The following is a 14,450-nucleotide window of genomic DNA, read 5'->3' as shown; positions in this document are numbered from 1 at the left end:
TACACCATGGAAGGATTTATGTTTGAGTCGAAAAATCCAGCACTGATCATTGTCGATGTTCAAGATGCTATTGATTGTTTCTCTGATCATGAGAGGAATAATGTAAATGCCGAAGAGATCATGGCAACTATGCTGGCTTCGTGGCGGAGTAGCGGCTTATCTGTAGTTCATGTTCGCCACTCTTCAACATCCGAAAGTTCGCCCTATCATTCGTCATCTGAGCACTTTTCATTTAAAAGCCAAGTGCTACCAGCAACTACCGAACACGTTGTCACGAAGCGTGAAAATTGTGCCTTTATCGACACTGATCTGAAACAGTTCCTATCAGAACATGGTGTTTCAGAGTTAGTGGTATGCGGCGTCCTTACCAACAACTCAATCGATGCAACAGTACGAATTGCGCGTGCGCTTGGCTTTAAAGTGTTCGTACCACATGACGCTACGGCAGCTTTCGCTTTAGATTTACTTAATGGTAAGCATCTAAGCGCCGACGATGTTCATTGGACATTTTTAAGCAATTTGGATAATGAGTACTGTACGGTCTGTTCATCAAGTGAAGTGCTCAGTTGTGTATAACAAGGCGTTCCGTTAACGCGCGTTATACATTTCAGGAGTTTGGTGTAAATTAAATGTCTGAAGAAGCAATTAAACGTGCAAAGAAGTTACTTGAAAGTCAGAGAGGGATATCAAGTTGGTCACATGTTATTTGCGCTATGTTATAGACCCAGCAAAGGTCAATGAGTTTGAGCACTATGCAAAACTATGGATTCCCCTCGTAGGAAAGTTCGGCGGGCAACACCACGGCTACTTCCTTCCCTCTGAAGGCGCTAATAACATTGCTTGAGCTTTGTTTACATTTCCAAGCTTGGCTGAGTATGAGCAATACCGAATAGACTCATTTAAAGATCAAGAGTGCTTGGCTGCATTTGAGTACGCAAAAGAGACACATTGCGTGGTGAGCTACGAGCGTAGTTTCTTCCGTCCGTTGTTAAATTAAATGCATCAAGTGCATCACTACTTATGCTAAACGTTATGCGAATGGGCTGGGCAGGTCCATCGCTGCCGGCGCGCTAGACCTGCGATGATGGTCACTCGTTATACCCTATGATGGGTATTGAATACCCACCCGATAGATAAGAGGATCTTCTGCTTGTTATAAAAATAGGTGATATATGAACTGGGCCTCTTTAGTCCGAAAAATTTCCCTTCCGGTTGCGCTTTTACTGGGCCTGACGGTGATCATCCAGCTAATCATTTCAACCCTGCTAATCAATTCAACGTCTGAGCAACTGCGTCAAACCATTGAGCCTGCCCTTAGTAGTGCAGCTCAGGAAAAGATGGAAACCTTTGCCAATGCCGAACAGACGCGTATTGAACAGCTATTTACATCAAACGTTCTGGCTACCTCGAGTTATGCTCGTGATATAGCGTTTCTGCGTACCCAGTTTCGTTCGCTTTATACATCGTCTGATGATGTCCGCTATATCATCAACCAACGTATTGCCGGAGCTCTGCAGAACAATCCTGATGTACTGGGCATTTACGCTGTATTCCTACCTAAAGCTCTTGATGGTGCCGATGACGAGCATAAAGGGGAAGATGATCTGGCCTCTAACGAAGCGGGTCGTTTCGCCGTGTATTGGGCCCATGACGCTAAAGGAGCAGCAGTACAAGAGGTTCTCACCGAACAGATGATCAGCGATACCACGCCAAGCAGCAGTGGGCAGCCTTACAATAGCTGGTACAGCTGTCCGATTGAACGCAAAGCCATCTGCATTATTGATCCTTATACCGATGAAGTTAATGGCAAACAGACTCTAATGACATCAGTCGCGGCTCCCATCTATTTCGAAGATCGTCTGGTAGGCGTGATAGGTATAGACCTGCCTCTGTCGCAGATGCAGACGTCGGTCGAAGCGTTTGGCCGAAAACTGGCTGATGGTCAGGGCCGGGTTATGCTGATTTCAGGGTCGAACACCCTGGTAGCTGACAGCCAAAAAAAGGGAGTTGCAGGACAAAATGTAACTGTCCTACTACCGGATGACGTCCAGCTAAACCAACCTTTAACGCAAAAAAACGATGCTCACTATACTCTGGTCCGGCACTTGAATCTGCATAAGCTCGCCACCTGGAAATTGTATATCGATGTTCCTTCCAGCTATGTTATGCAACAGGTCGATTCTGTTATTTCCGTCTTAAAGCAGGGGCAAAATAATCAGACGATGGGCGTTGTCGTTGCCGGATTATTGATCGTTCTATTTGGCACCCTGGTAATAATCTGGCTGGCCATCCGCATTACCAAACCGCTGCGGCAGGTAGCATCCGCACTGGAACAGATATCTAGTGGTGAAGGCGATCTGACTCAGCGAATTATGGTGCAGTCGCAGGATGAAGTTGGCATTCTGTCCGGGCACTTTAACCAGTTTGTCAGTCAGCTCGCAGAAATGATAGAGAGCATGGCTCGCTCCATTAAGGTGGCGCTGGTCACATCCGAGAGTGGAACAAAGCTTGCCTTCAGGACAAACAACGAAGTAGAGCAACAACAGCAGCAAATTGTGATGGTCGCTACCGCTTCTGAAGAGATGTCCCAGTCATCGGTTGATGTGGCTAAAAACGCGGTTCACGCCTCAGACGCATCTAATCGGGCAGAACAAGCCTCTCAGGCGGGACGTCAAGCGATCAAAACAACTACCAGGAACATCGAAACACTGGCTCAACAGATGCAGGAATCCATGTCTCAGGTGGAGGGGCTGGCGGCCGACAGTGAAAATATATCAACCGTGTTGCTGGTGATCCGCTCGGTGGCTGAGCAAACCAACCTGCTGGCACTCAACGCGGCGATTGAAGCGGCAAGAGCCGGTGATCATGGGCGTGGATTTGCCGTTGTCGCGGATGAAGTCAGAGCACTGGCCGCACGCACCGCCACGTCAGTCAGCGAAATTGAAACTGTGATAAACAACCTGCAAAAAGCCACGGACTCCGTGGTTAACAGCATTCAGGAAAGCTCATCTTTAGCAAAAGATTCCGCCCTGCAGGTTCAGGATGCCAGCAACATGTTTGATACCATTGGCTGTGCCGTGGAAGAGATTACCCAACGGTCAACACAAATTGCCGCGGCTGCAGAAGAGCAGAGCATGGTCGCCGGTGATATCAGTCAGACTCTGCACAATATCCGCCGTGTTGCCGATCAAGTGACCGACCTGGCCAAAGAGTCCGCTAAGTTGAGTGATGAGATGACAACTATGGGAAGAGAGCAAAATGAACTGATCTGCCAATTTAAATTTTAGCGTATAGATCACAGCCTGTAATATCATTGATGGCGGCTGAAAAGCCGCTCAAACACAGGCTGTCGATAGCATGGATATCTCCTGCGCCTCATGTAGCACCCGCTGACTATGCTGGCGGGGCGAATCTTATATGTGTGGAAAAAACAAACGGTGGACCGATTTTTGACATCATCAAATACTAACAGTTATTCGTTGACTGAATAAATTAGATAATTTTGCATTGTGCAGCTTTGGATATGTGAATTTATTGTTAGCCTATGGTTAAGGGAATAGAGGACCACAAATAGCTTACTTATTATGCCGGGTAATATAAAGACTGCGATGTGGCAATGATTATGGCATATAGACGTCATCGTTATACTATGACATAAGTAGGTGATTGTTTTGGTGAGATTGCCTATGTTAGTTATTAGACTGTGGTCGATAAATTATAAAAATTTCAAGATAAAAGACCTTTTGTACCTCCTAACAAAGGATAAAATTAAAATGAAAATATTTAATTCGTTTCTAGTCACTACGTTATTTGTAGTGTTATCAGGATGTGCATCAGCACCAAAAGAAACAGTTGAGTTATCTGAGGTGACTGGCCATCAAATTGCTGAATTACATAAATCACATATAAAATTTGTTAATTTATACTATGAAAAAATCCGAGAGGATGTAAATGATTTTATTGATGAGACATGGGCTCCATTATTTTTATCAAAAGCAGTAAAGCATAAACTCTTTCGTTCCGATTTAGATGGTGCATATATAACCAGCTCTATTGATGAGAGTGATGTATCTGTGAAATGGAAAGGCAATAATTTGGAAGAACCACAGAAAAGCGTTGTTCTAAAAGGCATTAAACAAGCGGTAACTGATGAAAAGAGCAAAATGGGACAAGTATTGCTTGATTGGTCTGAAGAAGCTCAGCGTCAAATAAACAAAAAGAGAGCAGAGTTATTGAAGCCCGTAGCTGAGCAAGAAAGGCTCGTCGTTAATGAGATTAATGGTGCTTTTTTGGATTTACAGAGATCTCAGGCAACTATAAAAGGTTACCTGGCTTCAGCCGTAGATTTAAAAGAAAAACAGGGGGAAGTGCTTGAAAAACTAGGCGCACTAAAAAAAGTTGAAAAGGTCATGGGGGCTGTCACAGAGACTAATGACAAACTAAGTAAAATTCTTAAGGCAAAGGATGGAGCAGAAAGTATCACAGACCAATTTTTAGAACAGATGAAAAAATCTAAAGAAAGTATTCAAAAAATATCTAACTAATCAAATATTGTTAAGGATAAATGTGATGAGTAGATACAATCTAGATGAAGAAGCAGCTGCTACTGATAGAGAGCTAGCAGGTATAATTAGTAAGTTGGGAGTATTAACTGACGAACAGATCTCAGAACTATTGCCAGAAAGGGCAGATCAGTCTGAGTTAAACAGACTAATTGAGGCTGTTAATGAAGCCGCAGATGAAAATAGAAAAAAGGCTATTTTATCTGAACGCTTAGGAACTGCGTCATCTGTAGTCAAAGATTTTGCTTTAGCACTGATATAATAAAAACATACCAACGTACATAGAGCGGATTGCCAGCAGCATCACTTATATTGCCATATGGGGCGGACCAAAAAAGTACCTTGCGCGCTGTTACGCGCTTACCACAGTAACCGGAACGGTGGCGTGTCTGACGACCTTTTCACTGACGCTGCCTAAAGTCAGGCTGCGCACTGCCGAATGACCGCGCCTTCCCAGCACCAGATGAGTACCCGGATTGGCGTCCAGATACTCAATGATTGCATGAGCGGGGTCGCCTTTGAGTAGGATCTCTTCGGTTGGATTGAGTTTTCCACTCACGACTTTTTTCGCGGCGTCGAAAACTTTGCGACCATAGTCCTTTTGCTCTTCCTCAAGGTCGCTGGGCGATACACCGCTGATAACCATTCTTTCTGCCTTCGACTCCGGAAATACAGACAATAACTTCAAAGTGTAACCGGTGGCTTTTGCCAGTTCGGCTGCCATTTTTGCTGCCTGCAATGCTTGATCTGAACCGTCGCAAGCGACCACGATGCTGGGAATAGCGTTGTTCATGATATCTTCCCCATTCTTAATGGATTTACTATCAGCATAGCATCGGCACGGACAACGTATAGTCGACTAAAGTCATGCGTGCGAATGCAATGTGAGCCGTTACTTAAACTCTATTTCCCCCACGGACATCATAAAGGAGCCGTCTTGAAATAGATGCGGAGAACATTCAGGGTTATAAGAACTAATGCCGTTGACGTTGCTTTTACTGCCTCCGAATAAGCTTGCGGGCTTATGTCCGGTACGTGCCATAAAAGCTTCTTTGAAATGCTCCTTGTTTGAGTAAGACTCTACATTCTTAATCTCAATCTTTTCAGGATTAGTAAAATCAATCAAAGCAAATGAAACCCAGTAGGAACGCGGATCATCGTGCGCAAGATGAGAGGTTACTTCTTGTGTATCATTGTTGGTTACAACAATACGCGCGCGATAGGAAAAGAAACTACCAGTACCATTACTCACCGCGCTATAGGCCGCAATAAGGGCATACTTGATATTTTCTGGTTTGGAGATCTCAATAACCTCTTCGCCCGCATCCATGCTGTCGCCCAGGAGTTTGATAAAGGGTGGTTTGTTAAGATCGCCCATGCGTCTGTAGTACACCTTGTCTTCTTTTCCAGAGTTGTCCACGTAAAAGCAATAGAGGTCTAAGTCTGCCTTGGTGTCCCACTTCAGGCGAGCGGTGAGCTTTTGTCCTTTTTTCAGCGAGATGGTGGCTTTTTCACCAGACTTTTCCAGGCTAATGGAGGTTTTCTGAATATTCACAGGTGGTGGGACTATTGCCTGCTCAGGTTCGTCAGAAATATCAACGCCAAAACGCGTGGCAAGCGGAGCCAGGCCACCTTTATAGCCCTGACCTACTGCGCGGAATTTCCAATTATCATTGTGTCGGTAAATCTCGGCAAGAATAAGAGATTTTTCTTCTAAGCTGGCTTTTACAGGCTGATAAAATAGCTCACCGCCGACATCAATGCGTAACAGTTTCGCTTGTGAAAATGCTTGTGGAGCCGTAATAACAATGGCAATTTTTTGTACGTCAGTAGCCACTTTTAAAAGGTTGATACTGAAGATTTGGTGCTCGGGTTGTTGGCAGTTTAATGTAACAGCACCATCGGGAGACGTGGGCTGATTATAAAAAATGAAACTTTCATCTTGCAGCACTTTATCGGAAGCGTTGAGCATGAATGCAGAAACATCGAGTTCATTAGAGGAACCCGATGTCAGTGTGCATTGTACCGCAACGTCGATGGTCTTATTTTTAATAACACAGTTAGCGCCTTGAGTGAGCTCTTCCATTATAATTTTCCTATTCAGTCAAATTAATTAAACCGCTTGGCTAAGGTCTTCTAAACAGCCTGCTATTTAGCAGGCTGTCGGACTTGAATCAATACCCTGTCCTCATTTATGAGAACATCTGATGTCCCGTCGCTCTCTTCTACTTAGTCGGCGCCTTACTAGCCTTACTCTAACTCACGCAGTAACCATCCCGTAAAATAACTGCGATGTAGCGATGATGAAGGCGCATAAGTTTCATCTGTCCTCCGTTGTTGTTAAAATTAACCAGCGACACCTTCTTATCTCTTTCTGAAATGACTCAAAAACAATGAATGATAAAACTATAGCAACTCATAACGGTAATTTTCATGCTGATGATGTTTTCAGTATCGCTGCGCTTAAGAGCATTTACCCTTCTTTTAAACTCATACGCACACGTGATTTAGAGCTTATCGGTAAGGCTGATATTGTGATTGATGTCGGTGGTGAATATGACCCGGATGCAGGCCGTTTTGATCATCATCAACGTGGTGGTGCAGGTGCACGCGACAATGGTATTCCCTATTCGTCATTTGGTTTAATGTGGCAGAAATATGGCGTAGAAATATGTCAGGGTAACCAAGAGGTAGCCAATGCTGTTGATACTGGTCTGGTATCAACGATTGATGCCATCGATTGTGGTCATGTGGAAGGTGTTTCTAAAGGTATTAGCCTTAGCCGAACTATTTCAATGTTTAATCCTACGTGGCAAGAAGAGAGTGGCTTTGATAGCTGTTTTGATGAGGCCGTTGATTTTGCATCACGCGTTTTAACACGCTTTATTGCATCAGCGAACGGTGGTATTAGTGCGAAAGCCATTGTGGCTAACGCTATTGATAATGCAGAAGATCCAAGAGTGATCGTATTAGAAAAATATACACCGTGGAAAACAACGGTTCACGCCTTATCCGAAAAGGCTTTATTTATTATTTTTCCATCGCCGTCTGGCCAATGGAGAATTCAAGCAGTACCTGTTGAGCTAGGTTCCTTCGAAGATAAAAAATCGCTGCCTAAACAATGGGGCGGATTATCCGGTCAAGCGCTTCAAGACTTAACAGGTATTGATGATGCCATGTTCTGTCATAATGGTTTATTTATTGCAGGTGCAGAATCATTTGAAAGTACTATGAAAATGGCATCCATCGCACTTCAATAAGTACACTGAGTTATTAATATAGGAGTTTAGCCGTTGCTCTTGCAGCCCAAGCATCACGATAAGCCGTTTTCCTTTTTTTCTGTAGCTTCTGCATTTTCCGAAGAACAGTGTGCCGCGCTTGAATGTCTATTTGTGCAAGCCGGTGAGTGGCAGCATCATGATGGTGATTTTTACCGCTGTGCCCTTAAGGATGTTACCGAAAATATTCCAGCAACGTTTCAGACCGAAGTGCTCGTTAGAATGCGCGAGATTACTGGATTGCCACTCGTAAACCGTGTTTTGGTCACGACTCAACGCATGCTGCCCGGACACGTGATTGGGTTACATAGCGACCGGCCGCTGTTGGGCTATGAGTTTGTTCGACTGGTGGTACAACTCAATAAGGAATGGCAGCCTGATCACGGCGGTGTTCTGGAACTATTTTCATCACCAGAGAGTGCAGCGTCTTTCAGACTTGATCCTGAATACAACGCAGCGTTTGGTTTTGCGCTTCACGCGGAGTCATATCATGGTGTCACTGAGGTTTCCCAGCCGCGACAAACAGTCGTCTTCAATTTCTGGCATGTGGCGAATACAGTCGAGCTTGCGGCGCACCTTCAAACCCTGTTTGCCAACCTGCATTTCTCAGAGTTACCGGCCGCACTGAACCCTATTGCCTCGGATGCCGAATTGAACCTACCCGAGGATATAACATTTCGTGCAGGAACGGCTGCGATTGCACTGCATCGCTGGGGTTATGACGAGGCGATCATTGTCGCCGGATACCAGCACAGCGCAGGACTTTTGCTCTGCAATAGGAGTGATACAGAGACTTATGCAGCAGTGCTACTGGCGGATTGGATCGCTTTCTTGTATCTGGATTCGTTCGATCTGGCTCGTTGGAAAATTTTGTGTAGCGAACTTGACGGAATAGAAGTGTTTGCGCAGCTGATGCAAACATGGGAGCTTTGTTTGCCGGAATTAAGTGTCTAGGCCTTTCAGAACTACGGAATATATGGACTTGGAGTATTTTTTATTGATTGAGCCAGGCAACGTTAGAAACGATAACAATGCCTGTTTTCTCTTGATGTACTAATGAGTAATTTGCTGTTTGAGAAGCATAAATTTTGTGCTGAGTTTATCTTCTTCTGTGCAAATACTTAATAAGTCGTCAATGAAATGGTGCAGTGCCCGATGTTCAATCTGCTTGATTTGCGCTTGTTGTTTTTGATTAAGCATGTGGTACATGGTTGCTGCACCAAAGTCGCCAACAATGAGATTGGCTTCATCATCAAACAGGGCGTTATGCGCGTATAAGTCGCCATGGCATACTTGGTTCGCATGTAAATGTGTAAACACAGCTTCCATTTGAGTAACTATCTTTTCAATCTTCTCAATTGATAACGTAAAATCAGGTGGGAAGGTATCACGTGTACAGCTTTGAAAGCAGGGTGGTAAGCCTAAATTATTATAGTGAGCGGGTATCAAGCTCATGATTAATGCCAGGTATCCATTCTCATTCACCTGGGCCAAAGACGTCACTAGATTTGCATGCTGGCCTACTTTCAGGCACGCCTGTAATTCGTCTTTTGGATAACCATCGCTGGTGACTTCGCCCTTAAATACTTTAACAGCAATATCATCAGGAAATAGTGCTTGAGGTTGGTTCCAATGCGCCTTTGAAATAACACCAGAGGCACCTTGTCCAAGTACTTTTTGTAATGTGAAGCTCGATGATGGCATTTCCGGAACTGACCGGATATCAGCATCGGACTGGCTAAATGGATTGCCAGAAAAAGCAAACCAGGCAAGTTTAGGTAAGCTTAGCAATTGTTCAGGGCATTCAACCAGTTGGTTGGCTGAAATGCGCACTAACTCCAGATTTTTCGATTGAGCTAAGGTTTGAGGTAGGTGTGTTAAGCGATTACCCGCTAACGCTAATTTTTGTAGTCTGGGTCGCTCGCCCAAAGAGTCAGGCAGTGCGCTAATCTGGTTATCAGTTAAAATGAGCCAGCGTAATTTTGGTGGCAATGAATTTTCAGGGACATGATTAATTTTATTTGATTTAAAACCAACCATTTCTAAGTTGATACATTGGCCAAGTGCTTCTGGTACTGTTTCGAAATGGTTGTTTGAGGCAAAAAATATTTTAAGGTTGTGTAACTTTATGATTTCTTTTGGCAATGACGTTAACTGGTTATTTGATAAATCAAGAATTTCTAAGCTATCAGCGAGTGATAAAATATCCAAAGGGAATGATGTTAAATTTTCTGATAATGTTAAGTGCCGAATGCCAGATAGTTCGCCAGATCTAAGCTGAGAAAGTGTATGCAAAATTATGAGTTCCTACTTAATTTGATACAAAAATTCCGCTAGTTTACTCGAAAACGTAATGCGATGGTCTTGCAATGAAGGGCGCGGCTTTCACTATGTTACAGTTCGCCGCTAACCGTCGGTGATTTGCATACGTTGTATACAATCACTAATTTACCCTATCAGAAACTTGAATATCGACTATCTTTCATCAATAAATCCAGATTTTTCTGGGCTTTTTTAGGGTTCTTTAAATCTATTATTTCAATCATTTCACATTCATCCCGAACCATTTCATCGATTAGGCTAGGATAATGACGACAGTCTTGCGGTCTATTTAAGTAAATACTACATGTGTATTTATCGGGTGCCAGAGGAGTTTTTTTTGGAACAACTTCGAGAAATGGACATCTTTTAAGTCTCTCACCGGATTCAGGATCGAACCATATTTCGTTGTTTCTAACGTATTCGAAGATATCCGGGTTAAATAACTCCCATAGGCCAATTTCTTCTTTAGTCGCCGCTAAATCACCACCGCCATATTTGATGCAGCATTTACCACATTGATTACAATCTTTCATAGTTTGCTAATCAGTTTGCTAATCACTGCTTACCTGACCCTTTTAGTTTGTTTAGGTTTTGATGCGACTTTAGATTACCGTTCGCTTTTGCGAACATAGTTCAAAATTGAAACGGGCACCACTTTTCTCACCGGAAAGCCTTCAACTTCTTTTCGGGTGATTATATGGTCTAAACGGCTTTCAATGGCGCATAGATTTTTAAAATCGCCCATGGCAACAAACGAAATGGCTTCACCTGTCGCACCCGCACGACCGGTTCGGCCAATGCGGTGGATGTATTCTTCTGGTTTAAAAGGCAGGTCGTAATTAACAACGCGACTGAGATCACCAATATCTAAACCGCGGGCGGCAACCCCTGTGGCGACTAAATATTTTAGTTTACCCGATTTGAAATCGGCCAGAATCTTTTCACGCATGGCTTGGCTTTTATCACCATGAATGGCATCCGCTTCAATACCGCGTTTTGCAAGCTGTGCGACCAGTTTGGCGGCACCGTGTTTTTTCTCGATAAAAATGAGCGCCTGATTCCACTGTTGGTCGTTAATTAAATGACTCAGCAAGGCGGACTTGGTGTCTTTATCTACCGTGATTAACCACTGGTCTATAGTGGGTGCCGTTGTGGATATTGGCGAAGTCGATATCTCAACGGCTGGATTGCTCGTTTTGCTATCAGAAAATTCAAAGGCGAGGGCGCGAACGTCGTCTGTCATCGTGGCCGAAAACAATAGGTTTTGACGGGCTTTGGGTAAGCGGTCAATGATCTTATAGATATCATCAACAAAACCCATATCTACCATTCTGTCTGCTTCGTCTAATACCAGTACTTCAAGTTCATCAAAATGCAGTGCCCGCTGATGAGCCAAATCAAGCAATCTGCCCGGCGTAGCGACTAAAATATCAACGCCTTCTATTAAACGCTGTTTTTGAGCCTCAGAATCAACACCCCCATAAACAGCCAGAGAGCTAAGGTTCAGATGTTTACTGTACGCAGTAACATTGGCAGCAACCTGCACCGCTAATTCGCGTGTCGGGGTAAGAATAAGTGCGCGTATGCGTTTACCACGTAATGTTCGTTCTTTATTAAATATCTCTAAAATCGGCAGAACAAATGCGGCAGTTTTGCCGGTACCGGTTTGAGCCGTGGCAATGAGGTCTTTACCAGAAAGAATGATGGGAATGGCTTGTTTCTGGATCGGGGTAGGGGTTGTATAACCCGAGTCTTCAATAGCTTGTAGAATAGGATTACACAATCCTAGATTTGAAAATGTCATAGAGGCTCGGATAGGTCGTCAAAAGGAAAGTAGAGCGCAGTATAGCAGTAGGGTTTGAGTTGCGGTACGTTGATTATTGTTAATCGTGAGACTAACCATATATGGCTCTTTGTGTGTTTTTTTTCCCTACGAAGTGCGCCTAGGATATGATGCTTGAGAAACTTCCATTTCGGGGTAATCATGAAACGTTATAAAATTATTCATCGTACCTATTACAATTATACGGAGACTGTGACGCTTGGGGCGCATCATTTACTGTTGCGTCCACGGGAAGGTCATGACCTCCGTATCGAGTCTTTTGTGCTGAAAATTACACCCGATGCAAAAATATATTGGCATCGCGATGTTGAAGACAATTCAGTGGCTATCGCTAATTTTACTCGTCCAACGCAACAGCTTACGGTTGAAAGTGAAGTCATCATTCAGCAATATAATGAATCTCCATTGGATTTTATCGTTGAGGATTACGCTATTAACTATCCTTTTGCTTATAACGAGGGAGATCAGTTTTCATTGTCACCTTATCGTGTGTTACCCGATCAAAAGACCAGAGAGCTTTTAAATAACTGGATATTTCAAGTATGGAAGTCTGGCGAACAGGTTCAAACCTATACGCTATTACAGCGGCTTGCTGCCACTATCTACAAAACATTGGTTTACAAGGTGAGAGAAGAACCCGGAGTCCAATCTGCCGAGGAAACACTGTCGCTCGGTTCTGGGTCTTGTCGTGATTTTGCCTTACTCTTTATGGAGGCCGTAAAGTGCCTGGGCCTTGCCTCCCGTTTCGTCAGTGGATATTTACATGCGCCGCTGATGTCGAGTCAGGTTGGATCCACTCATGCCTGGGCTGAGGTTTATTTGCCCGGCGGAGGCTGGAAAGGATTTGACCCGACGATAGGCGATATTGTCGGCACGGATCATATACCCGTAGCCGTATCGCGATTGGCGGTATCCGTCCCTCCCATCTCTGGGTCTTACGCTGGTTCGGCTGAGTCCAAGCTTGATGTAGGTGTGTGGGTAAGCGAATGCTAAATAAAAATGATTACATTTTCCTGACTTTTAGCCTCGATTAAACATCGAGGCTGGTTTGGGGACCCTTGGTGTTTTCTTTATATTTAAGGAGGGAGCTTAGCTACAATACCCAGGCCTTAATATTTCGCGTATTGGAGAATCACCTTTGCACGCAAAGCTAAAGTTACTCATCGAAAATCCGGTAACGCAAAGAATTATCATTTCTCTGATCGTCATAAACGCCGTCCTTTTGGGGTTGGAGACCTCCGGCGCGATTATGGCTGCAGCGGGTACGTATATTGTATTGCTTGATAAGGCAATCCTAGGTGTGTTTGTAGTAGAAATTGTGAGCCGCATATATATCTACCGGCTCAATTTCTGGAAAGACCCCTGGAGCCTGTTTGATTTTGCGGTAGTGTCCATTGCGATTGTTCCTTCGAGCGGCGCGTTTTCCGTATTGCGTGCGCTGCGTGTATTACGTGTTTTGCGTCTGCTTACGATGGTACCTTCTATGCGTCGAGTGGTGGGGGCTTTGCTCAGTGCCGTTCCGGGCCTTATCTCAATCGCCATGGTGTTACTGATTATTTACTATGTCTTTGCGGTAATCTCCACGAACTTGTTCGCTGAACAATATCCGCAATGGTTTGGTAGTCTAGGCCTTTCGTTATATACCCTGTTTCAAATCATGACGCTTGAAAGCTGGTCTATGGGCATAGCGCGGCCCGTTATGGAAACCTTTCCCTACGCGTGGGCTTTTTTTATTCCGTTCATTTTAGTCGCAACCTTTACCATGCTGAATTTATTCATTGCGATTATCGTCAATGCCATGCAAAGCTTTAATGAAGAAGAGCGCAAAGAAACCATCGATGCGGTCAACGTGCTAGATAATGACCTGCAGGGGGAATTGAAGCTGTTGCGCCAGGAAATACGGGAGTTAAGGCAGTTTCTTACCAACAAGGCGCTATGATAAAAAAATCGGGGGAGGGATGAGAGTGGTAAGTCGGTTTATTTTGTTTGTGGGAATTATGTCAATAATTGGCTGCGATAAAAACACGCATTCATTGGAAGTAACGGCTACGGCATATACTTCACACGTCGATGAAACAGATTCCACCCCTTTTCTGGCTGCATGGGGAGATACTCTTAGTCCAGAAATGAAGGCAATTTCAGTATCACGGGATTTGATAAAAAAGGGCTTGTCGCATGGCGTTAATGTTTCCATAGAGGGGCTGAAGGGGGAATATACGGTACTTGATAAAATGAATAAGAGGTGGAAGAAAAAAATTGATATTTATATGGGAACAGACATCGAGGCCGCCAAAGAATGGGGGAAACAAAAAGTTGTTATTTCCTGGGATAAAAAATAAACATAGCACGGGCTCTTATTCGGACGCATAAAGGTTAGCGTTGTTGCTGATTTCATGGTTGCACGCTTATCCATTGCTTTTTTACGTTAGAATGGCATGCTTATTT

General features: G+C 44.0%; 15 protein-coding genes. 10 read left to right on the top strand and 5 right to left on the bottom strand.

The window, feature by feature from the left end:
* Positions 1-6: 6 nt before the first annotated feature.
* The 5 genes from Nant_RS06180 to Nant_RS06165 all read left to right on the top strand — a co-directional run bounded on the left by Nant_RS06180 (position 7) and on the right by Nant_RS06165 (position 4,824).
* Positions 7-576, top strand: coding sequence for an isochorismatase family protein (locus Nant_RS06180; protein ID WP_054340770.1), 570 nt, complete (start codon positions 7-9; stop codon positions 574-576).
* A gap of 115 nt (positions 577-691) precedes the next feature.
* Complete coding sequence (locus Nant_RS21970) at positions 692-844, top strand: NIPSNAP family protein (RefSeq protein ID WP_425319952.1); 153 nt, start codon at positions 692-694, stop codon at positions 842-844.
* Positions 845-1,172: 328 nt separating this feature from the next.
* Positions 1,173-3,287, top strand: a complete 2,115-nt coding sequence (locus tag Nant_RS06175; RefSeq protein WP_054340769.1) for a methyl-accepting chemotaxis protein — start codon at positions 1,173-1,175, stop codon at positions 3,285-3,287.
* A 486-nt stretch (positions 3,288-3,773) separates the two neighbouring features.
* Positions 3,774-4,544 (top strand): hypothetical protein, encoded by a 771-nt coding sequence (locus tag Nant_RS06170; RefSeq protein WP_054340768.1) that lies wholly within the window; start codon positions 3,774-3,776, stop codon positions 4,542-4,544.
* 25 nt (positions 4,545-4,569) lie between these two features.
* Entirely contained in the window at positions 4,570-4,824 is a 255-nt protein-coding gene (locus Nant_RS06165) for a hypothetical protein (protein WP_054340767.1), read from the top strand.
* Between the two features lie 90 nt (positions 4,825-4,914).
* Here the strand turns inward: Nant_RS06165 and Nant_RS06160 are convergent, their stop codons facing one another.
* Both Nant_RS06160 and Nant_RS06155 read right to left on the bottom strand, forming a co-directional pair.
* Complete coding sequence (locus Nant_RS06160; RefSeq protein WP_076496064.1) at positions 4,915-5,355, bottom strand: universal stress protein; 441 nt, start codon at positions 5,353-5,355, stop codon at positions 4,915-4,917.
* 99 nt (positions 5,356-5,454) lie between these two features.
* A complete protein-coding gene (locus tag Nant_RS06155) occupies positions 5,455-6,648 on the bottom strand; it encodes a TerD family protein (protein WP_054340766.1) in 1,194 nt (397 codons plus the stop codon).
* 307 nt (positions 6,649-6,955) lie between these two features.
* Here Nant_RS06155 and Nant_RS06150 point away from each other — a divergent pair, with 307 nt between their 5' ends.
* Together Nant_RS06150 and Nant_RS06145 are read left to right on the top strand one after the other, a co-directional pair.
* On the top strand, positions 6,956-7,822 hold the full coding sequence (locus tag Nant_RS06150; RefSeq protein WP_054340765.1) for an MYG1 family protein: 867 nt from the start codon (positions 6,956-6,958) through the stop codon (positions 7,820-7,822).
* A gap of 33 nt (positions 7,823-7,855) precedes the next feature.
* Positions 7,856-8,794, top strand: a complete 939-nt coding sequence (locus Nant_RS06145) for a 2OG-Fe(II) oxygenase family protein (RefSeq protein WP_054340764.1) — start codon at positions 7,856-7,858, stop codon at positions 8,792-8,794.
* Positions 8,795-8,893: 99 nt separating this feature from the next.
* Here Nant_RS06145 and Nant_RS06140 read toward each other — a convergent pair whose 3' ends face one another.
* The 3 genes from Nant_RS06140 to Nant_RS06130 all read right to left on the bottom strand — a co-directional run bounded on the left by Nant_RS06140 (position 8,894) and on the right by Nant_RS06130 (position 11,966).
* The gene (locus Nant_RS06140) at positions 8,894-10,135 is read right to left on the bottom strand and encodes a leucine-rich repeat-containing protein kinase family protein (RefSeq protein ID WP_054340763.1); all 1,242 of its coding nucleotides are present in this window, start codon (positions 10,133-10,135) and stop codon (positions 8,894-8,896) included.
* Positions 10,136-10,296: 161 nt separating this feature from the next.
* Entirely contained in the window at positions 10,297-10,695 is a 399-nt protein-coding gene (locus Nant_RS06135; RefSeq protein ID WP_054340762.1) for a YkgJ family cysteine cluster protein, read from the bottom strand.
* Between the two features lie 74 nt (positions 10,696-10,769).
* The gene (locus Nant_RS06130; RefSeq protein WP_054340761.1) at positions 10,770-11,966 is read right to left on the bottom strand and encodes a DEAD/DEAH box helicase; all 1,197 of its coding nucleotides are present in this window, start codon (positions 11,964-11,966) and stop codon (positions 10,770-10,772) included.
* Between the two features lie 180 nt (positions 11,967-12,146).
* On the opposite strand from Nant_RS06130, the gene Nant_RS06125 reads away from it, so the two are divergent.
* The 3 genes from Nant_RS06125 (at position 12,147) to Nant_RS06115 (ending at position 14,344) form a co-directional block, all read left to right on the top strand.
* Positions 12,147-12,998 (top strand): transglutaminase family protein, encoded by an 852-nt coding sequence (locus Nant_RS06125; protein ID WP_054340760.1) that lies wholly within the window; start codon positions 12,147-12,149, stop codon positions 12,996-12,998.
* A gap of 145 nt (positions 12,999-13,143) precedes the next feature.
* Positions 13,144-13,944 (top strand): ion transporter, encoded by an 801-nt coding sequence (locus Nant_RS06120; protein ID WP_238377078.1) that lies wholly within the window; start codon positions 13,144-13,146, stop codon positions 13,942-13,944.
* A 19-nt stretch (positions 13,945-13,963) separates the two neighbouring features.
* The gene (locus tag Nant_RS06115) at positions 13,964-14,344 is read left to right on the top strand and encodes an RlpA-like double-psi beta-barrel domain-containing protein (protein WP_054340758.1); all 381 of its coding nucleotides are present in this window, start codon (positions 13,964-13,966) and stop codon (positions 14,342-14,344) included.
* Positions 14,345-14,450: the final 106 nt, after the last annotated feature.

The sequence above is a fragment of the Neptunomonas antarctica genome, from assembly GCF_001305295.1.
In the GTDB taxonomy this organism is placed as follows: Bacteria; Pseudomonadota; Gammaproteobacteria; order Pseudomonadales; family Balneatricaceae; genus Neptunomonas; species Neptunomonas antarctica.
Note: the sequence above shows the minus strand (reverse complement) of the source record. Positions and strands in the feature narration are given on the sequence as shown.

What these genes read in the sequence shown, in the direction of transcription:
- Nant_RS06180 (WP_054340770.1), top strand. Translation starts at nt 7, where the DNA reads ATGGAAGGATTTATGTTTGAGTCGAAAAATCCAGCACTGATCATTGTC.
- Nant_RS06175 (WP_054340769.1), top strand. Translation starts at nt 1,173, where the DNA reads ATGAACTGGGCCTCTTTAGTCCGAAAAATTTCCCTTCCGGTTGCGCTT.
- Nant_RS06170 (WP_054340768.1), top strand. Translation starts at nt 3,774, where the DNA reads ATGAAAATATTTAATTCGTTTCTAGTCACTACGTTATTTGTAGTGTTA.
- Nant_RS06165 (WP_054340767.1), top strand. Translation starts at nt 4,570, where the DNA reads ATGAGTAGATACAATCTAGATGAAGAAGCAGCTGCTACTGATAGAGAG.
- Nant_RS06160 (WP_076496064.1), bottom strand. Translation starts at nt 5,355, where the DNA reads ATGAACAACGCTATTCCCAGCATCGTGGTCGCTTGCGACGGTTCAGAT.
- Nant_RS06155 (WP_054340766.1), bottom strand. Translation starts at nt 6,648, where the DNA reads ATGGAAGAGCTCACTCAAGGCGCTAACTGTGTTATTAAAAATAAGACC.
- Nant_RS06150 (WP_054340765.1), top strand. Translation starts at nt 6,956, where the DNA reads ATGAATGATAAAACTATAGCAACTCATAACGGTAATTTTCATGCTGAT.
- Nant_RS06135 (WP_054340762.1), bottom strand. Translation starts at nt 10,695, where the DNA reads ATGAAAGATTGTAATCAATGTGGTAAATGCTGCATCAAATATGGCGGT.
- Nant_RS06130 (WP_054340761.1), bottom strand. Translation starts at nt 11,966, where the DNA reads ATGACATTTTCAAATCTAGGATTGTGTAATCCTATTCTACAAGCTATT.
- Nant_RS06125 (WP_054340760.1), top strand. Translation starts at nt 12,147, where the DNA reads ATGAAACGTTATAAAATTATTCATCGTACCTATTACAATTATACGGAG.
- Nant_RS06115 (WP_054340758.1), top strand. Translation starts at nt 13,964, where the DNA reads ATGAGAGTGGTAAGTCGGTTTATTTTGTTTGTGGGAATTATGTCAATA.